11 protein-coding genes are annotated in these 19,942 nt (G+C 57.5%); 4 read left to right on the top strand and 7 right to left on the bottom strand.

The window, feature by feature from the left end; translation table 11 throughout:
- Positions 1 to 46: 46 nt before the first annotated feature.
- On the bottom strand, positions 47 to 931 hold the full coding sequence (locus ACSKT0_RS09385; RefSeq protein WP_437773483.1) for a PIN domain-containing protein: 885 nt from the start codon (positions 929 to 931) through the stop codon (positions 47 to 49).
- Positions 932 to 1,235: 304 nt separating this feature from the next.
- Here ACSKT0_RS09385 and ACSKT0_RS09380 point away from each other — a divergent pair, with 304 nt between their 5' ends.
- Together ACSKT0_RS09380 and ACSKT0_RS09375 are read left to right on the top strand one after the other, a co-directional pair.
- Positions 1,236 to 2,873 (top strand): ATP-dependent nuclease, encoded by a 1,638-nt coding sequence (locus tag ACSKT0_RS09380; protein ID WP_437773482.1) that lies wholly within the window; start codon positions 1,236 to 1,238, stop codon positions 2,871 to 2,873.
- Entirely contained in the window at positions 2,870 to 4,531 is a 1,662-nt protein-coding gene (locus tag ACSKT0_RS09375; protein ID WP_437773481.1) for a UvrD-helicase domain-containing protein, read from the top strand. The genes ACSKT0_RS09380 and ACSKT0_RS09375 overlap by 4 nt, the downstream gene beginning before the upstream one ends.
- Before the next feature lie 46 nt (positions 4,532 to 4,577).
- Here the strand turns inward: ACSKT0_RS09375 and ACSKT0_RS09370 are convergent, their stop codons facing one another.
- Both ACSKT0_RS09370 and ACSKT0_RS09365 read right to left on the bottom strand, forming a co-directional pair.
- Positions 4,578 to 5,096 carry a hypothetical protein gene (locus ACSKT0_RS09370; RefSeq protein ID WP_437773480.1) on the bottom strand — a complete coding sequence of 173 codons (519 nt, stop codon included), beginning with the start codon at positions 5,094 to 5,096 and terminating at the stop codon, positions 4,578 to 4,580.
- Between the two features lie 15 nt (positions 5,097 to 5,111).
- The gene (locus ACSKT0_RS09365) at positions 5,112 to 5,927 is read right to left on the bottom strand and encodes a hypothetical protein (protein WP_437773479.1); all 816 of its coding nucleotides are present in this window, start codon (positions 5,925 to 5,927) and stop codon (positions 5,112 to 5,114) included.
- Between the two features lie 481 nt (positions 5,928 to 6,408).
- Between ACSKT0_RS09365 and ACSKT0_RS09360 the strand changes: the two genes are divergently transcribed.
- Positions 6,409 to 7,905, top strand: coding sequence for a hypothetical protein (locus ACSKT0_RS09360; protein WP_437773478.1), 1,497 nt, complete (start codon positions 6,409 to 6,411; stop codon positions 7,903 to 7,905).
- 96 nt (positions 7,906 to 8,001) lie between these two features.
- The gene (locus tag ACSKT0_RS09355; protein WP_437773477.1) at positions 8,002 to 8,235 is read left to right on the top strand and encodes a DUF2188 domain-containing protein; all 234 of its coding nucleotides are present in this window, start codon (positions 8,002 to 8,004) and stop codon (positions 8,233 to 8,235) included.
- Between the two features lie 131 nt (positions 8,236 to 8,366).
- Here the strand turns inward: ACSKT0_RS09355 and ACSKT0_RS09350 are convergent, their stop codons facing one another.
- The 4 genes from ACSKT0_RS09350 to ACSKT0_RS09335 form a co-directional block, all read right to left on the bottom strand.
- Positions 8,367 to 9,221 (bottom strand): alpha/beta fold hydrolase, encoded by an 855-nt coding sequence (locus ACSKT0_RS09350; protein ID WP_437773476.1) that lies wholly within the window; start codon positions 9,219 to 9,221, stop codon positions 8,367 to 8,369.
- Between the two features lie 823 nt (positions 9,222 to 10,044).
- Positions 10,045 to 11,259 (bottom strand): hypothetical protein, encoded by a 1,215-nt coding sequence (locus ACSKT0_RS09345; protein ID WP_437773475.1) that lies wholly within the window; start codon positions 11,257 to 11,259, stop codon positions 10,045 to 10,047.
- 902 nt (positions 11,260 to 12,161) lie between these two features.
- The gene (locus ACSKT0_RS09340) at positions 12,162 to 15,641 is read right to left on the bottom strand and encodes an SIR2 family protein (RefSeq protein ID WP_437773474.1); all 3,480 of its coding nucleotides are present in this window, start codon (positions 15,639 to 15,641) and stop codon (positions 12,162 to 12,164) included.
- Positions 15,642 to 16,624: 983 nt separating this feature from the next.
- Entirely contained in the window at positions 16,625 to 19,855 is a 3,231-nt protein-coding gene (locus tag ACSKT0_RS09335) for a DEAD/DEAH box helicase (protein ID WP_437773473.1), read from the bottom strand.
- Positions 19,856 to 19,942 lie beyond the last annotated feature (87 nt).

The following is a 19,942-nucleotide window of genomic DNA, read 5'->3' as shown; positions in this document are numbered from 1 at the left end:
TGTTCTTGGACACGCGGAATCCAGCTGGCCTGTCTGGCCCGAGCGATCACAGTTTGCAACGAGGATGAGCGGCAAGCAGCCCCGCCTGTCGGGCACGAAACAGCATCCCCGTGTCCGAGGTTACGAGATGAACCGACTGGACAAAGGGCACCACCGAAAGAGCTCGGTCGATAATCTCAGAGTCCGTATGAGCCAAAGGGACGTGCCCAAGATCCTGTCGGATGAGAGTCAGCCAAAGAGGCGAGGGAACAACTCGCTCGACGGAAGAACTGAGCTGCCGCGCTGTCTGAAGGTCTTCGAGATGGGCCTCAAGACTCCGCAGTGCCTTTCGCGCCCTGTGACGCACAAGCTCGGGCTTGGCGGAAGGCCGGCCTGATGATGCTTCGTCCTTCTTCCCGTCAGGGTTCCACGGCTTGCCGTCCTGTTTGAGTCGATCCAGCTCGTCGACCACTGCCATCGGGATCGCCAGCAGGATGGGGGTGGGATTCCTGATGTCGATGATCGCATTCCAATCAATCGATTCGAGATTTTCAGCGTCACTGAGAAGCACGTTTGTGTCTAGGACGGCTGCTACGGCATCCCCATCGAGCCAGCGAGCCGACTCGTCGCGGATCGCGCTTGCCTCACGCTGAAGACGAAGGATTGCTTCGTTGACCAGTGTGTCGATCAGGGTCCGTGTCGTTCCCCCGGGTTGGCTCAGGTCAATGGTGAAGGTGGCCCAGTGCCATGGCGTGGTCACCAAACGGTCCACCTCGTCGGGCAGAACGATGCCTAGGAGCTGGCGCATTTGCTCAGCGGCCCATGCTTGGTATGCATTGAATAGCGTGATTCCGTCCGTGGCGCTGCCTCTGGCATTTTCTAACGCACGAACAGCCTCATTAAGCGCGCCAATTGCTCGCTGCGGAGTGACGCCAGGAAACAACCTGATCATGGTGCACAGCTTATCTCGGTGCGGCCGCAGAGGCCTGCGAGGCGCGCACGAACCCTGCTCATCGTCATCGCGCCTCTAGCGTTGGCTGCGTACATGCTGCCCAACCCCGATCAGTGGTTCAAGAAATGGCAGAAGATGCTCCACTCGCTGTTGCTTTTCTACCCGATCATCCCGGAAATAAGACTAATCAGGCCTCGCCGACAAGCACCTGAGATGTGGAGTCGCGATTTCGTGAGATCATGTTCGCGCACGGGTCTCGCACCCGACTCAGAAGTAAGTCCAGACAGGGGGCCGCAAATTGCGGATGGCCAGGATCGCAATCGAAAACTACGTGCGACTAAACGATCTTGAGCTAGACATCCGGGACCATCTGGTTATTGTCGGCGCCAACGACGTGGGCAAGACTTCGTTGCTTCGAATTCTTAATTTACTTTTCGGCACGACAGCACAGATGTATCAGAGCTTGTCTGTCCAGGATCTACGTGACAACGACAAGGCTCTGTCGGTGCGCGTTTTGTTCAAAGACCTGACCGGCGAAGAACGGGCTGTATTTCACCGCGAGATCGATGTCGATCCGATACGGAAGTTAGAGTCATTAGAGATCCGGTTGGAAATGATAGTCGATCCGGAAGATCCGGAGTCCGTAGTTATCTCAAGGTGGTGCCCGGGACGCGGTGAAGTTCGGGCTCCATCTCGCGAACAGATTGCCGCCGTCGGATGGCGCTACCTCCCCGCGGTGCGGACCTCCTCAGCAAGCCAGCTCGAAGGACCCGGAGGGGCTGTCCAGACTCTGCTACGAGCCGTTGAATCGGATCTTGGTGACGAAAAGACCGCATTGGGAACGTTGCTTGAGTCGTTCAATGAAAAGCTTGGTACAAGCAAAGCACTGACAGAGCTCCGAAAAGGTATGGCTGAGCATCTGTCGAGCTCAATGCCGCGCTCGATTGAAACGACCGACTTGTCCGTTCGCACAACGGCAGATCCTCACGAATCCATCCTTGGGAACGTCTCAATGTATTTTGCTCGTGAAGGTGCATTCGTACCTCTTTCTGAGCAGTCGGACGGAATTCGTCAACTAATCTCAATGACTCTCTTTGACTTGGCCGAAGGTGCTGCCAACGTCATCGCGATCGATGAACCGGAACTGCACCTGCATCCATCAAGCCAACGCACCGTAGCTCAGCTTCTGACGCAGAAGATCAATCAGAAGATCCTGGTGACCCACTCCCCCTATGTCGTGCAGAAGTTCGACCCAACGCAAGTAGTCGCCGTAGGGCCCGACGGTACCTGCCACCAGATCGACCCGGACAAATTCACGATCGAAGAACGGACGCAAGCACACTGGTGGTCACCGCGCATGCTCGAAGCCTTGACCGCCGGGTATGCCATCCTCGTCGAGGGTGTCGCGGACCGCCTGATTGTAGAAGCAGCAGCGCGAGCGCGCGGCATCGCTCTTGATCGGATAGGCGCCATCGTATTCGAACTTGGCGGAGCGGAAAACTTTCCGACTGTCTATAAGTTGCTCGGCCCCCAAGGTTTCGGTGTCCGCGTCCTTGGACTCGTCGACGAAGCCGAGAGCCCGAGGTGGGTTGGCGCTGTAGGAGGTAGACCAAGGGACGTCATTGGTCGTGACATATTCATCTCAAAAGCTGACCTCGAGGAGGAGTATTGCCGCGCTCTGGGCGCACCCAACGTGGCGCGAAAGCTCATCACCGCCAAAGTCGCGCAAGAGGCCGGAATCCTTTCGTCTTGCAGCGTTTCTGCTCTCACCGAAGTCGAAGTTGGCGCGCTTGCAAAATACTGCCGATCAAGTTCCAAATCTGCGAACCGCAAGGTTCCTTCTGCATTAGCGATCTCTAAATCGCTTACGGCTGAGGAGGCCTCGAAACTGGAAAGCGTTGACGCGCTTCTGACGCAGCTCGAGTCTCTCGCCAAGCAATGAGCGCGAACTCTACCGCCTTCGCCGAGGCTGTTTCGTCATCCACTCAAAACCTCTTAGTGATCGCTCCCCCAGGCTGCGGGAAAACTGAGTTGCTCGCCCGACGTGCGGAACTGCTGATACGTCAACTGCGTCCAAACCAGAAAATTCTCGCTTTGACGTTTTCAAACAGAGCGAAGGCCAATCTCAACAGCCGCTTAGCCATCGTCTTGGGAGCGGAGCGCAAACGCCGCTATGTCACTGTCCACAACTTCCACGGACATGCTGCTGAGATCCTCAGATCTCACGGGCGAACGCTCAACATCGATCCCGGCTTCGAGATGCCGGACAAACGAACTCAAGCTGACGCAATCACCCCGTTCCTAACGGGCATGCCGGAGGACGAGTCTCACGACCTGGCCAGGCGAATCGAGAACGACCTCCGTGAAGCGAAACAGGGACCAAACACGGACGCTAACGTGCTTCACACGCTCTCCTCGATCCGCATGGAAGTGTCCCTCCAAATCGAGACGACCAGACAATCCAGTGGCACCTTGTATTTCGATGATCTTCTCCGACATGCCCAACGGCTCATCCGTGTGAAGGAAATTGCCTCACTGTATCGAAACCACTACGGTGCGATTCTCGTCGACGAGTTCCAGGACCTCTCTCCTCAACAGCTGGATCTGGCCCTACGTAGTTGCGAACAGAGCCGGACCTTTGTCGGCGACCCGCTCCAAGGCATCTACAGTTGGACGGGAGCCAAGCCCGTCGATGTCGGACGAAGGCTTCAGAGGATAAGCGGTGCACCAGTCGGTCTTGGAGTCTCCTACCGCTCTTCGCCCAAGGTGCTATCACTTCTCAACACAGTCTCAGTGGGGCTCGGCGGCCGGGCTCTTGAGCCAGACAACGCGGACTCCTGGCACGAAGGGGGCATTGCGGCCGGCGTCGTTTTCAACACAGGCGTCGAAGAAGCCGCATTCATCAATGAGGTCTCATCTCAGATTCTGGCGAAGCAACCAACTGCCACGATCGGCGTGATCTGCCGGTCCGGCTGGAGACGCAAGCCCATCGACGCGGTCTTCGCCAAGTCCGATCTCCCGAGCACCCGCTGGGATCTGACTATCGATAATGCCGGCGTCATAGACCTAATCGGTGATGCCATAACCCGGTTAGGCGGCAATCCTGATGTCTCCGCGCTCAAGAATGAAATACTTGGACGAATTGATGGGACCGACGTCGATACAGCTGCCGAGGTAGTTGACGCTCTTGAACAACTGGAAGAACTCTCTGGACTCTCCGGCTCAATCGCATCTGCGCTTGGTCACCTTCGAATTCGCCAAGACAGCGACAGCGCGATTGGAGCAGGGGTTCATCTCCTCAACGCCCACACGGGAAAAGGGCAACAGTTCGATTGGGTCTTCATCCCGGGCTTTGAAAAGGGCAATATCCCTAGTTTCCTCGCAAAGACTCCATCTCAGGTGCAAGAAGAGCATCGGGTATTGCTCGTTATGCTTTCTCGCGCACGCCATGGCGTGATCCTGACCCGAGCGAATTCACTCATCTCGAAAAAAGGGTCGCCGTATTCAACAACTGCCAGCCCCTGGACGAACGAAGTTGATCCTGGAGTCGTGGCGGGGCACAAAGAGCTGTTTCAACATATTTCAGGCCTGCCAACATAGTAGCTTCCGACTTGTGTTGAACGGAACCTGGAGGACTTACGAATGGCTACTTTTTCGGCGGCAAGTCCTTAATGTCCTCGTGGGCGGTCCAGATGCGGCTGAGCACCATAAGGATGTTGAGTATCAGGTGTGCAGAAAAGCCCGCGAGAATCCCCACCCACACCTGGCTGAGGGATGTGGATGGATCCTGGGTCGCGGATGCTACAGCAAGTAACACGACAAGAGTGAGCCCCACGAGGACTGTCCATGCGGCATTAGTCAGCAGCTCGTCCACCGTTCGAGCCAACTTTTCCTCCGGTCGGACTTTTTCATCGCGCCGGACTTTGACGCTGAAATTGAAGATGTTAACTAGCAGGGCAACCAGGAGCCCGGAGAAAACCGATGCGCCGGTTAGCAGACTGCCAACAGAATGTATGGGTGGAGCGAAGATCCCGGAAACAACACCAACCACCGCAGGAAGCCCTAAGAACGTCACCAGATCCCCCACGATGGTGCGCTGACCGTAGCCTTGAAACGTCCCGAGCTGCGCCCGAGCGATTTCCAGCACATTGATCTTGCGGCTCATGGGTCAATCCGTGATCTAGTGGTGGCGTGCGAGATGGCCATGGATAATCTCACCAGCAACTGCCGTAAAGGTTGTATCGGTTGGCCGACTGTTGCTTCCCGGTTCGATCTCCCAGGTAAATCGGGGCCATTCCGTTCCAATGCTGATGGTTCGGCGCCGCTTGTCTTTTTCGACTACCACGCGCGTTTCAGAGATGTCAGATTCGTCAACTTGGACACTTAGGACTTCATTTGCCGGCAATCGACCGTCGCTGCGCAGCCTCTCCAACCAGGACTTGGGAAGGACGGCGCCGCGGCCGTCAGGGCGCACCTCGTAGATTTCCTTAGTTGGACGACCCGCCCGGTTACCGTCCGCCGGCTTCCTAGCCACGAACGTCAGCTCACGAAGGGTCGCGCCGTCCAAGAACTCGTTCCAAGCGTCAGCGTCCTCAAGGTAAGCAATCTCAACGTGGAAACCGCGGCACTGCCAGTGAAACCAGTTCTTGAAATGCTGAGACATGACGCCGACCACGCTGCTGATGCCGACCTGCTCGTGGGCGATGTAGCTGACCGTTCCTCGTTTCGGCACGTGGCACAGCAGGCGCAGCGCCTCGCTGGCAACCTCGTTTGGGGCCACTTTTCCAGTCTGCGATCCGGTGCCGACGTCGCGGACCCGCTTATCGGAACCAAAGCGTCCGTAGTCGAGCTCGCACAATGTGTCCCCGTGGACGTCTCCGACGGTCTCAACCATGAAGTAGCGTTCGCGCGTCTGCACGCCTCCGTCCTGCGCAACTTCCTGGAGGTATGCAAGCCAGAGCTCATGGAGATTATGCTGCTCGTCGCCAAAATTCACTGGGTGGACGTCTGTGGAGGTTTGGGAGTGCACGACCCTGAGCTCAAGCAGTCCGATGGTGTGTTGTGGCAATGTTTCCCCTTGGCAGGCGGTGCGTTTAGCAGACGCCATTATTCAACCATCTGGATCAGACAGTTTCTGAACTGCATCTTGGTATGGACGCGTTTAGCCGTCGATCGAAGCGATTCCCTCGAGATGAAGGGGAGGGAACACGGGCGGATTCTGCCCACCGACCGATACCGCGTTTGGGGACGCATCGCTTCGGCAGGCTGAATCTTCATTTTGAGGCTGCAGATGCCGAGGACCTCGAGGTTCGGGGCGGCTAGGCGCTGCGCTCCCTGCGCAAAATGGCTGGGCCCAAAAGGCAACCCCTTGACCTACCTCCGACAAGGCAATCTCAAGGTATCGAACGCCCACACTCGCGTGGCGAATGGCTCGGGCCGCACTCGACACTCAACTTCCTTCCTGACATTCTTCAGTCATGGCATCACGTCCTCCCCTCACAACGCATCAAATTGAGACCCTCGAATGGATCCGTGACGGCCATGTCGAAAGCAGTCCGTCTGACTACTCCCGGAGAATTTCGGCTGGATGGTTAGCCCGTCGAGATCTCGTCACCGTCAAGGGACGGGTACCCAACTGGACGGCATCGTTGACCGCCCAAGGCATGAAGGCGATCGCCAATTCAAAAGCGGATGAACAAGTCCAGCCGCAACCGGCAAGCAAGTCTGCCGTCATGCCCACAACGACGGGCAGCAAGGACGATGCTGACCAACCACCGGCGAATGAACCCGTGTTGCTAACCAAACCGAAACCCAAGAGCGAACAGTTACTTGAGTCTTTGCTGACAGATGGCATCGTGACTGTGGATGCGAAGCAATACCAAAGCATCCAATCTCAGATTTCATTTCTAAACAGACGTGGGCTCGTCCCGAAGGAAAAGGAAATAGAGGTCAAGGGCGGGTATTGGAACTCAAAGGAAGTCATCGTAAAACTTGTCGATCGACCAAAATGGCAGTACATCGATCTTGAGCCGATCAAAATCCCCGTCTCCCTCGCAAAGCCATCCGCCGCAGTCGGAACACTCCAGAAACGAGACGACAACCTCAATATGACGACTTCGTGCTTCCGCCATGCCCTCCTGCTTGTGCAGGCCCTGAGCAACGCATGCGAGGAACGCGGCTACAGCATCAAAGGACGGCCCAAGAACAGATACGAATGGGCAGATGGACCAAAGTACCGGGACGACCCTCAGTACGCCGGCCATCTGGAGATTGGTATCGGCAAGGATGTCTATGTTCTGGCTCGGAGCCAGGAGAGCAAACAAGTTCCCCACGCGCCCACTGCAAGGGAGCAGCGCACCGGGGCGTCTCGCACCTTTGACTACGTGAAGATCGACGCGCTCAAGATCAGGATCATTAGCAGAGAAGCAAGCTTCTGGCGTCACGACTGGAGCGAACTTGAGCTCGGCAGCGGCACAGAATTTCTCCCCCGGCTGCTCCAAGAGCTTGAGCTACGTGCGCAGAGCGCGGTCGAAGAACGTGAGAGGGCAGAGGAAAAGCGAGACCGTACTCAGCGGGAATGGGAAGCAGCCAAGAACCAAGCACGAGAGCAATACATCAGGGAGGCGAAGCTAGGCCTGCTATTTGACCAATTAGGACGCCGCAGACTGGCCGCGGAACTCACGGACTTCATCATCGAGCTCCGTAACCGGGCGGCAGCGGTTGATGAGCCCTTTCAGCAACGAGCAGGAGAGTGGATCCAGTGGATCGAAGAGTATAAAGCCGAGATCGACCCGGCTAATCATTCTGTCTCGCTCCCTGGGGTTCCGGAACCGACGTCTTCCGACCTGGAACCCCACATGAACGGCTGGAGCACCGAAGGGCCCTACAAAGCTACCTTCCGTCCAGTTCAAGCAACCGACCCGCCCACGTTGCAAGTCCGACCATGGCATCCCAACCGTCGCGGGTGGTGGTGAGCGACGGAGTAGCACTCCAGGCCTCCGGCGCGTCGACACGAGCGCCCATCCCATTCGATGGATGATTAGAACAAACATTCGAAAGGGGGTGGCAATATGACCAACAACAATTACAACGTGTACAAGCGAGGCGACGATTGGGTGGCTAAGGGCCAAGACTCCAATAGGGCGTCAGCAATCGCAGGCACTCAGGCCGACGCCTACGCGGCGGCGGCGAAATTCTCCAGCAACAAAGGAGGCGGCGACGTGACCGTGAGTGGTGTGGACGGAAAGTTCCGCTACAAGAACACGATCAAGCCGTCCTCGGACCCGCGCAGCAGCCCGGGCTAGGAAATCCAAGCTAGGACCGGTACCGGGGAAGAGTATTCGGTCCTAGCCTGGATACCACCAGCGCGAACTCTAGTGAGCGTCCTCATGGACCGCCCCTCCTCAACAGGGGGGTACTTAAGAGATGCAAGCCGCTAAACCTCTAAGCACTGCCGTCTAAGAGCCGCAGCCACTCCCTTGACATCTTCCACATGCGGCCAGTGAGCGGCAACAGGGATGGCAATTAGGGCGTCAGGCCCAAATGTCTCGACAACATGATGCCTGTCGCTATCGGTTGACAGCGGGTCATGTTCACCCACTACGAAAACAACCGGAACAGGGCATTCGCGATACAGCTCTTCAAGACTCACATGTTCTGCAAGCCTGAGCAGACGAAGTGCCCCGTTTCCGCCCTGTTCTCTGAACGACTCTCCAACAGCTTCTTCTTTTCGCGTCAACGAAGGATTGAGAAACGGCCACAAGAGCATGTGAAGTCGAGAGGGAGTATTGAGCTTCATGCAAAACGCGTCGGATGGACGCGCCGTGGCTGTTATCAGGGCGCCTCCAATGGCAATCATCCGCAGTGGATCAACAAAGATTGACTTGATCGGATGACGAAGGAGACTTGCGACGTGAAAGAGGTCGCCAGATATCGCAATAATTCGTCGAGTCGTTTCCGGTGCCAGTATTGCAACCTGGGCTGCTACGAAGGCCCCCAGAGAGTGCCCGACGAGTATTCTTTCGCGATCGATCGCAATTTCGTCAATAGCATTGGCGATTGCCTCAGAGATATTCACCAGATTCCAGCTCGACACATTGTCTTCGCTGCGCCCATGGCCAGGCAATTCAACTGTCAGCACCGGCATGGTCCGGGCAAGTTCCCTGAAAACCCCAGCGAAATTATGAAGGCTTCCACCCATGCCGTGTATGAACACTACGATGGGCTTGTCCGTTGGTGACCAGTCACCACTAATGCGAAAACGCAGACCGTTGCGAGATCTCTTGATCATGAAGCAGTTCCTATGAACGAACTCAGCGATGTCTGCGCGCGGTGGCGACGCAAGAAACGGTTCATTGGGTCAACTCCCTCGAGCCCCGGCAAAGACCCTAGGATCCTATCGGCTCCGAGGAACCTCTCGCAAGCACCAGGTTGGTCCAACACAACACCGAAGAGTTCCAGCCAGCGTTGCAGCCCAAATAAATCAACTCCTGGCGGCCGCCAGTATTGGTCTATCACCAATCGCGTAAAACCTCTGGTAAATGGAGCCCCATTCTTTAGTATGGACTCCGCGCCGGTGCGATAGAAACGCATGTGTCTACCTTCCTGGCGAGCAATATTCTTGAGAATCTGTCTCTCATTCTCCGTGTGGGCAGATTCTGCCAATATTACGTAGGCGCTCAACGCGATAAATTCTTGTACGGCACCTAGCGCCAAGTATGTGGCCGTAATACCCTGTGGATGGACCCGGCCGATCCTAAGGCCAAGAACAGCAAATATAGAGCGTTTGTCTCGAGATCCAAGTCCATGGTCTACTGGACGCGCATCCTCCCCTCGCAATCTAGCCAAAGTTCTAAGCGCAGTTGCGTGCTCTTGCTCTTCACAAAGCCATTGTCGATTGAATTCAACGATTGGAATCTCTCGCAAAGCACCTGCATGCCGAAGCTTTTTCTGCATATAGCGGGAATCATCTTCAATGTCCGCTAGCGCCGCTAAAACCCTAGCTCGAGGAAGATCGTCGACGTAAGGCTCCTCATTCAGATCCCATGACAGAATGCCAGCTTCATTCATGAAGCGGCAATATGACCCGCGAAGTTCGGTTCTGACGATTGCTTTCAATTTAGCCTCCATCCTGATAGTAAGGCAACGACAACTCCATAGCAAGCACTAAAGTTTGCAATTTGCGCGATGGCAAATAATGTCTTTTCTGGAATTCCTAAGAAAGGAACACTTGGGACACTATTGAGCCTATCCACCCGCCTGGCAACATCAAGCGAATATGACTCACTGTCACTTCGAGTGAGAACCAAAGCATCCAATTTTGCACGTTCACGAATTCGATATCGATGCATGCCGAGGGCAATCATCCAGATGGGTGCGATTACATAAATTGGTAGCGTTATCACCCATTCAATTGCAGGCGTCGCAGCGATCAGGAAAGTCGGGTCTTCTCTCGGAACAGTGAGCGCCAATGCAAAGAGCCCCAGTCCATGCACGATTATCTCGGCGTATGTGGCCCCGAGGATCGCACGCATAGGTCGCCACCCCCAACTGCCATCAAAGTTCAGTAAGTCAACGCCAAACCGTGTTCTTTTTCTTATTCTGAATATGGCAAGAATTATTCGACACCCTACAATATTCTGCAGTGTGACAATGTATATGCCTTCGATTCCAGAAATTAAATATAGAGATTGACCGACGATACTGTCAGCCATTCGCCAGTTTCGCAGATTGATTCCAGCAAGGTGACCGGCCGTTTCACCTAACTGTTGGCCGCTCTTCATCTGCGCTTCCAGAACTACCCATGCAATCCACGCACTCACTAAGAGAATGGGCAGCCGGAGAGACCTAGAATTATATATCCACCGATTCGCTGCCAATACTTCATCCGCAACCGTTGCTGGACCTCTATGACCAACGCTAACAAGAGACTCGCTGCCGCTCATGTGGGGAATGAGGTTCTCATACCCGGCCCACTGCCGGGATGCTATGGCTGGCGTGGTAGTCATAGCCGCAAATATGAGCACCAAGAACAGCTCGTGCCACAGCGCTGGGCTCAACTCTGAACCGAACAACGTACTGCTGACTTCAGGGGAAATTGTGGAAGGTGATGTTCCGCTTTGGGGCAGGGTAACTGTCAGGGAGATTGTAATGGCGAGCGTCATCGCCCCTACAAGGATCAGAGCGATCACGACATGCTTGATGGGTGAAATGTATACACCGTGTGGTCGAAGCAAGTTGGGCATCAAAGTCTTGTCGGCCTCTGGGACTGCAGCCAGTAGCTCGACTTCATTCCTGTTGCGCAAGAGTTTCCCTACGTTACTTATCACGCTGGTACACCTTCCGGTAGCCCTGGGTACAGGGTAGCGGCTCTCGGGCGGCGATTTCATAGCCGCACCCACAGCAGGATATTTGTCGTAGTAACTTGCCATGCGCGATTGACTCAATACGCCTACTTCTGCGTCCGAGAGAAGATTTGTGGTAGGGCGTTGACACGCGGCTTGCACGGCTGGCCGAAGATCGCAGACAAAGCAAACGGCGGGAAATCCGTCGCAGTCGAAGACGCTGCGAAGATGCAGGGAAGCCAAGCCATCAGGTCTTGGACTGATCCCTCGCGCCGACTGTGCCCATTTTGACAGATGGGAATCCGTGTCACCTATTCACAGAGGAACTTCAACCGTCCAGGACGGCTGTGGTTACTGGGCGGCACCCAGTTGACGAACAATACTGACGAGACTAGTCCCAAGAGCATCGGCTATGCGCGCTGTCTCGATAACGTCCAGCCGCCGCTCACCGCTCTCATACTTCCTAATGAGCTCAAATGCGGGATCCGTGCCCTCATACGCGTAACGCGCGCGGCGCTGTGGGCTGGTGAGGGATGTTGCCGACGCCCCTTTGTATAGTCAGTCCATGATCAACCCGCACGCCCCGCTGCCCGAAGACGTGTACTGCACCTAACAGACTCTTCAGCCGTCATGAAACATTGGATCGTGGTTGACGGTGACTGTTGGCGCGAGGCACATTACTGCCGCTATCGAGGACGCCGCAGACAGAGCGGCCTGAGATGGCTCGGTCGGTTTCAACCTAGACAACCGGGCCCCCCGAGTTCCAGGGCAGCACACCCGCGCTCGAGCGCGCGGATCGGGGCAAGATGGACGAGGGTGGCAGGCCGATCCAGAGCATCTTGGACGCATTCCACGTGAGCAGAATCACGATGGGAGCCCCCGGCTGGCTACGTGCTGAGCCAAGCCTTGGGGTCATCGTTGACCTTGAGCCGCAAGGCTTCTTCAACCAACGGCTCGGCATCTGGGCGTGGATCGAGCGAATCAAGTTTCTGGACTATCTCCTTCAGGTGCATCCAGTTCGTGAGTTGCTTTGCGTTCTTCAGGAGGTGAAGCAGAAACCTGATCCAGTCCCCCGGGCGATCGGACAGGTCTGCCTGCGACACCTCGTACAACAAGTTGTCTGTTTGCGAAATGTCCGCTGGGCATTGGACGACCAGGGCGATTGCCTCGCTCCTCTGAGCCATCAGCCGCGGGACCCATTCGGCCATAGCGGAGGCTTCCCCTATGGGGACTTCTGCAGTTGCAACGCGTTCGCTCCAATACACCCCCATCCAGCGAGACCACTCACGATCCACCGCGGCCACTTCAAGTCTTCTCAAATTCCACGCGACATTTCGGGCCCAAGAGACCTTAATCCCTGGACGCGCGTTTACAGAGAACTGCCGAAGCCATCCCAAGGGATCGGTGCTTGAGAACAGGGTGATCCATGCCAAATGGTTGCCCAGACGTGGACGAAGCTGGTCCGAATCAAACTGTTCCTGTGAAGCAGATTTCAGGTACAGCGGGAGCATTTGTTCTGTCAGTGCATCGGCCGGGGCGGCCCCTTCGAGAAACCCGTTCCACGCGGCGAAGCTGCGCAAGCCATCTGCAGACACCACAAACAGCGGGAGCAGGTTTTTCCCGGTCCACTCTCGGTCGGCTCCATGGAAGAAGTGGAGTTCGGAGGCAAAGACGGCGCAAGAACCATCACCGCTGGCTTGCCCGCTAAGCAATGCTTCGATGGCCTTCACGTGTCTCTCAGTAAGTCCGTTCCATTTCTCGCCGGCTTGCCTCCAATCGTGAGATACAGCGCGAATCCAGAACTCGGCGAGCCGACCCTCTGTGCTGGTCAGTGACTCAAGGAAAAGGTTGTCGCCAACCGGTGGCTTCGACTCCTCAAGGGCATCGCAGATTCGTTCGGCGAGCGCACGTGCAGCCTCGGACACGTGCCACGGTGTGGATTCGGCGTCCCGGACACCGGAGGTCAGAAGCCATGCAATCGTTGAGCCGACCTTCTTCAGGTCGAGGGTGGCAAGTACTTTTAGGACGTCATCTGCCGTCTCAGTCTCCAATGATGCTTCGGCCCAGCCCTGGATGATGGCTCCGACGGCTGCCGGCAGTCGGTCCACCAGGTTCGGGAGCAAGGCGAGGCCATCATTGGCGTGCAAGGTCACGCATTGCTCGACGACGCGGATCGCATCCTCAGCTCGGGGACCGCCCCACTGGACGGCCTCGTCTGCTTGGATTCTGTCGGCGGCGTCGGAGGGATCTGCCTGGATCCACTCATGAAGTTGTTCAATCGTGAACGAAGCCTGTCGCTCGAACGGGTTCCCAGAGGCATGCGAGCCCGTTCGGCTGGGGATGTCTACCGCCCAATCTGGGGACTTGTCCTTAAGCTTGGTGAACGCTTGCTTCACGCTCGGATCGTCTGGAGCTGCGATGGCAAGCCTGCCGACCATGTCGAACCTGAGTCTTTCGTTTCTTTCGGGATCGGTAGAGTCGTCTTGAGGCCCGCCCAGGGCCTCGGTCAAGAGGACCAGCACCTCCCCCTGACCTGCTTCAGGAAGTGCAGTCTCGAGGAGGCGATAGACCTCCTGTTGGATGCCGAAGCGGTAAAGCCACTTCCGGCTGGCAAGCCAGGAAATCTTCTGAGAAGAGTTCTGGTCCGCGCGGTAGCACCACCCGTGGAGGGCGAGTCGCGCGAGGATTGTCTCCTCCGAGTCTAGCCAGGATTCTATGTATTGCTGGGCAAGTGCCGGGTGTGATTCGAGGGCTCGTATGAGGAGATCTCGGGCTAGGTCGACCAGTTCGTCAATCGCCCCGCTCCCTGCACCGCTGATGGAGATGCGTCTGTAGCTGATGACGTCTAAGGTCATGCCTTGGTTGGCGGCTCGTTGGAGTCGGTAGGCTTCGCGGAGGTGGTGATCGGCAACGGTCATCAAAGCCGGCAGATGTTGTGGCCGGAGCCTTTGCAGAAAGCCGGACGGGATGATCGGAAGCTGCATTGTGTCACCGCGTAACCGAACTTCGAACCTCGACGGCCCTGTGCTTCTGAATCTCGGCAGAGGGACGAGCTGTGGCCGCATGAGGTGGTCTAGAAGCAATAACGCAGTGTCCTGGTCATCTGCCCGGCTCACCTGTGAAAGGAGGGTTGTCAACATTCCGCCTGGGTCCTGCGCCGGACCCGGATCCCGTTCCACAAGCAGAGCGATCCAAGGCTTAAGCCACTCAGGTGCCCCGTTCTTCGTAGTACTGATGCACCCTGCGTGGACAATGCATCGCCACGTCATCGGAGACCAAGGCAGAACGCTCATGATCTCTATGGCATCGCCCGAAAGCTCCTCGTCCCTGACGAATCCGTGGGCGACCCACCTCGCGAGCGCAAGGGCGATCTCATCGTGGGCGACCGGGGCGATCAGTCGGCTGAACTCTGGCCTCGAGGCGGCCCACCGGAGCCAGTCAATGCTCTTCGCAGCTTCGGTGAAGTAGCGGATTCGCTCCGGGTCCGCCAGGGTCTCTTCGATGTAGGCGAGCTCTTCAGGTTTGGCGGGGATTCCTCTAGATACGATTTCCCGCACATACTCTGCCTGTTCCAGATGCTTCATCGAAGCCTGGCGGGCCCACTTCTCCAACATGATCGGTAGCGCGTCGTGGGATTTTCCGTTGAGTTTGTAACCGACTGGGATGATCCCCAGCGACTGCCATTCCCGCTTGTCAGGTTCGTCAGTTAATGTGTACCTTTGCTGATTTCGCCCAAGAGCACGCGCGAAGTACTGCATCACGACATCGCCGTGGCTGTAGCCGATAAAAAGCACGGTCCGGGCTCTGAACATCCGCTCCAGGAATCGAGCCGCCCAGGCGTCCTGAAGGTACGCAGCGCCGAAGTCCTTGTCCGTAAGGATGAGTCGTCTAACCGGCTGCTGCAGGTGTCCGTGCAGGTAGACGATGCCTTCGAAGTCATCACCCATGGGCAGAGCCGGTGCCGCGTACTCGTCGACCTTGACCTTCTGATCTGCAAACGCCTGGCTCAAATGGCGGTCGAAATTTGTGGTCACAACCCTGATGGATGGGCATGTAGTTGCCAATGCGACGATTGCCCGGTGCAGAGAATTGGGTGATGACTCCGGGTTGTCCAAGCGTTCTGCCGCTAGGTCCCGGACTTTGACGCCTTCGTCTTCGAGTCTTCCCAGATACGCGTCCAAGCGCTTGCGGTCCTTCTTTTTAAAAGGCTTCGACGCCCTCTCGGCGATCCCTTGAGCCAGGCTGACGAACCCCGGGAGGCCGGAAGGGCACGCCATCGATGCGCCAGCACCGATGAACAGCACCAGTTCGCCGTCTCTGCCCGCGTCAATCAGCCCACGCGGTACGTCAAGGTCTCCAATCCACACCCGACTGAATCTACTATCCCCGCCCGTATGAGACCATCTTGATGGCGGCTCAAGTGCCGGTGATCTGGCGGGGATCAGAAGGCCTCGATCAGCTGAAAGTCATTCCCACTGCGACCTGTCAAAGCCTCAACGCCACACTTCGTCCGGAAGATGAACTAGTCCTCGAACGAGGGGCCGTCATCAACAAGGTTGAGGAATGGTAGGCGCGTATTTCGGGACTCCGAATCCTCAAGGACCGAAACTCGCTGGTGGAACGCGCAGACGAACTGACGTCCAAGATCTAACGTCTTCGCGATGACGCCGTCGTAGATCGTCGCATGAGCGAACTTCACCTGGAATCACTCAACGATGCTCAGAGCCCGGGGCCCCCTCCTCTGCCTGTTGAAGCGCTATTCGATGCCGCAGGTACTCATTTGCCGTAGCGCGACGGTGTACTTCGTGCCGGTGAAGGCTGCCCAGGCGCGCGCATCTTGCTGGAACTCACGGTTCTTGGTGTGATTGTTTGAGGTCGTCTCAATCTCTGTTCCGGCCGACGCCCCCCACGCCCGCGAGCCCTGTGACATGAGAGAGAACTCAATCCAACAGGTATTGCCTCTCTGGATCGGCCACCGTTGTCCTCGGCGTCTTCGTCGCGTGGGAACTCAGACTCGGAGAAAGGCAGTCCAGACTGCCCACGTACAGCGTAACGACGAGGGACCTACCTGTCCACGGGCGCGCTGCGCAGCGGTCCGTCTGAGATTCGGGCATCGATCAACTGTCTCGACGCTAGAGCGATGGCACCCACCGATGAGCCCTGTCACACCGGTATGCCCGCTGACCGTTGGCGGCCTGGGTTACACTCCCGGGTTGGTGATGCTGGTGGCCTATTGCTCTCGCGGTGGGCGTGTCGTACCCGACCGGTGCATGCCAGCGCCAACAGCACGTGCTTTCTGCACTGACATCCAGTGTCGATGCGAACCCGTGCTCCCAACCCGATTTCTTCGTCAGGCTGAACACCAGATGGTGAGTGGAGCGTTGATTGTGGTCTTGACGTAGGTTTCGACAGAGGCGAGCAGGTCGGCTTGTTGTTGGCTCATCTGCGAGGCGCTCAGCCCAGGTTGGACGATGACGATTTCCATCCGACGGCGGTGGACCTGGGCCTTTGCCTGAAGCTGAAGTAGTCCAGCGGCGTCGCCGACTTCAAATGGGCTTGTGCCGGTCCGCTGGTGCTTTGCCTGCGCGCGACGTGCGAGTTGCTTGAAGAACGGGCTGAGGTCGCTGCGCCGCCAGGCTACGGACTTCTCGGCCTGCCCGCAGACCTCGTAGAGGTCAGCCACTCGTGCACCAGGCGTAGGGCCGCTTGAGTATTTGCAGTGAATCAGGCGCACGAGGAGCCCCTCGTCGTCCAGTCTCATAGCGACAACGTCAGCCATCTCCCCAGGGCCGTCATCGTCGATGACCACATCCCAGCCATGGTCTTCGCTGAGAATGTCCCGAATTACCCGGCGTTGAATCGAGTTGTCGAGCTTCTTGTCAGTTTGAGATTCAACCTTGATGTCTGTTCCGGCCCAGTCGACCACGACGAGATTGCCGGAGTCATACGGTGCATGGTCCCACTTCGGCCGGTAGAGAAGCCCACCTTCGACCATTCGGTCGTCATCCAGTAGAAAGACCAGGCCGTTCTGGTTGAGCCAAGTGCTGAGCGGCAGTTCCGAACGTGGTCGGATCACTTGGATCTCTTCCGTTGTGGCACAGGTGTACGACACATCGCCGTCAGGGCTGACGGCAGCCTCGTACGCAACATTCCAAGCGCGGTTTGAAATGGTGAACTTGAAAGGGCCCGTGGAGCTCGACGTGTCTGGGATGAGGTCGCAGTAGACGGCCTCGATTGTTTTGTCGTCGTATTTGAGCCGCTTGCTTTCCGCGTTCTGAGCGTGTAACTGCCATGGCCACTCGACCCCGAGCAGCACGCCTTCCGGACGGTCCTTCAGCGGCTCGGGCAGGATGAAGTTCCCGATGACGTGCTCGATAGTGACCGTCTCGTCCAAGAGCTTCGTGCCGATCGCGTCGCACCAGTCACACCACTGTTTCAGGCTTGTCGCAGTGGAGTGGGACCAGATCCGGCCCTTCTGCGAGGCGCTGATGTTGACGCGCTCGCCGTCGCGAAAGCCCGATCCGGAGATGTTGGTCTGCGTCTTCGTCCCAGCCTCAGCCGCGGTGAAGCTCTCGGTCACATCAGAGCCGACGTGCATCGAGAACCTTCGGAACTGGCTGCGGGCGTCCAAGACGCCGACGTTCGTTGGCACGAGGCGCTGAACATCTCCCATGACACGATAGACCAGAGTTCCGTTGAAGCGCACCGCTCCGTTACCGAGCACGGCCTCGGCCAATTCTTCAAAGACACCGTCGTTGGCTGAGTTGTTGACGTAGAGAAGCTTTCGCGCGCTGTCGAAGTACAGGACGTACAGCTCGTAGCTGACTTCATCGAGCGTCTTGAGGTCGCCCCAGCGAACCGGGGTTCGGCGTTCGACCACGCACCACGCGACCCCGGCTTGGGTGTTCAGGCCGATTGGTTTCGTGTGCAGCGAGGGTTCGCCGAAGTATTTCAGGATCGCGTCGGTGTCCCACTCCGATGACGGCGCCCGGTAAACAACCGTGCTCATCTTCGGCAGCAAGCTTCGGAGCGCGACCTCTTCGGGGAGACTGCTGAAACCGGCTTCGAAATCGCTGATCTCCTGCTGTTCATCAACGGCGGCCTCGGAAATGTCCCGGAGGATGACGTTCCAATCAGCGTCCTCGGCGTAGAGGCTTCTGAGGCGCGGATCTGGCTCAAGTTCTGTTCGGGCGACGAACATTGCAGCGTCGCCGAACGTGTCGTCGGATGACGTGCGGGCGAATCGTCCAATGAACTGAAGCGTCACCCCGAGGCTTTTGTGCGCGTCGTGGACTGCGGCGACTTTGAGCGCCGGCAGGTCGAACCCCTCACCGAGCATATCGACGCAGACCACTACCCTGGAGGTTCGGGCCGTCAGCGCCTCGACGGCCACCTTGCGGGTCTTTGCATTCAGTTGGCTGTATATCACTATCGGAATGAGATCCGGCGCTGCTTCTTGATAAACGGCCAGGATCGCCTTAGCGCGGGGAATGCTCTCGACCCTTGCCATAAGTACGTGGTCTTTTCCTGCTTCAAGATCAGCGCGCAATCGTGAGACGGCCTCTCTTGCGAGAGCTGCGTCAGGCTTCTCGAAGTCGACTACCGACTTGAAGTCGATCTTTGAGAAGTAGCCCTGAGCTTGAGCTTCGCGGAGTGGGAAGGAGTAGATGACACGACCTTGCAAGTGCCTACCGTCTTCGCGAAACGGCGTAGCTGTGAACTGGACCACGGGCTTGTTCGCGAAGGCTGCACGAATGTCGGTCCAAGTTGAGGCAGCGACGTGGTGAGCTTCATCGACGAACAAATGGCTGAACTGGGAGAGGAATGTCTCTCTCACCGCAGACGTGGATGCGTGGAGCGCAGCTGGTGTGCCGACAACGACGTTGCAAGCCTGCGCAAACGCAATTGCTTCGTTCTCGGCCGAGAACCCATGGCCGACCCGGCCAACGACGGGGCGAAGCGCGGTGGCGGCGATGATACCAAGCTCCTGTAAGACTCCGAGCCGGTCGAACTTGCCCGCGATCTGTTCTCGCAGTGCATCGGACGGGACGATTACGAGCAGACGCCTGGGCCTTGCGGCGACCAGCAGTCCGAGCATCGTTTCGGTCTTTCCAGTCCCTGTCGGCATGACGACGGTCGCAGGTTCGGTGCGTTTGGTCGTCCAGTACCCAAGTACAGCGTGGATTGCCCCCAACTGAGGCGACCGGAGCCCGGTCTCGTTCTCAGCGGGCTCCTCGAGCCTGAGCGCGCCACGGTAGGTGTCAAGCACTTCGTCGGTCGCTCGTCTTTGTAACGAGACGGGATGACTCCATACCGCGCCTCGCACGCGGTCGCCAATCTTCGAGCCAACCGGAAGCTTGAGCCAGAGACCGTCCGCGGAGATCGACCGGTCGGCGGTCGACGCGGGCCAAGTGCCGTATCGGTTGGACACCTGCATCGCGCCCTCGACACCTGACACAGTCGCGAACTCGGCGGCCGGGACCATGAGCTGACGGGCGACGTTACCGTCGGCCACAAGCGGCCTCGACCACAGATCTCGACTGCGCCACGCCTTGGCGTCCTCATATTCAGATCCCCCCATGAAGCAAGACTACTGGCCGGGACGGGGCCCTCCTTGAAGGCGCAGACCGAGCCAGCTCCGAGTCGTTGCAGGCGACGCGGGCGACGG

Source organism: Arthrobacter sp. KNU40 (assembly GCF_051515115.1).
In the GTDB taxonomy this organism is placed as follows: domain Bacteria; phylum Actinomycetota; class Actinomycetes; order Actinomycetales; family Micrococcaceae; genus Arthrobacter.
The sequence above is the reverse complement of the archived record's forward strand: the minus strand, read 5'-3'. Positions and strand labels throughout refer to the sequence as shown.

Coding starts and splice junctions, on each gene's coding strand:
- ACSKT0_RS09385 (WP_437773483.1), bottom strand. CDS start 931: ATGATCAGGTTGTTTCCTGGCGTCACTCCGCAGCGAGCAATTGGCGCG.
- ACSKT0_RS09380 (WP_437773482.1), top strand. CDS start 1,236: ATGGCCAGGATCGCAATCGAAAACTACGTGCGACTAAACGATCTTGAG.
- ACSKT0_RS09375 (WP_437773481.1), top strand. CDS start 2,870: ATGAGCGCGAACTCTACCGCCTTCGCCGAGGCTGTTTCGTCATCCACT.
- ACSKT0_RS09370 (WP_437773480.1), bottom strand. CDS start 5,096: ATGAGCCGCAAGATCAATGTGCTGGAAATCGCTCGGGCGCAGCTCGGG.
- ACSKT0_RS09360 (WP_437773478.1), top strand. CDS start 6,409: ATGGCATCACGTCCTCCCCTCACAACGCATCAAATTGAGACCCTCGAA.
- ACSKT0_RS09355 (WP_437773477.1), top strand. CDS start 8,002: ATGACCAACAACAATTACAACGTGTACAAGCGAGGCGACGATTGGGTG.
- ACSKT0_RS09350 (WP_437773476.1), bottom strand. CDS start 9,221: ATGATCAAGAGATCTCGCAACGGTCTGCGTTTTCGCATTAGTGGTGAC.
- ACSKT0_RS09335 (WP_437773473.1), bottom strand. CDS start 19,855: ATGGGGGGATCTGAATATGAGGACGCCAAGGCGTGGCGCAGTCGAGAT.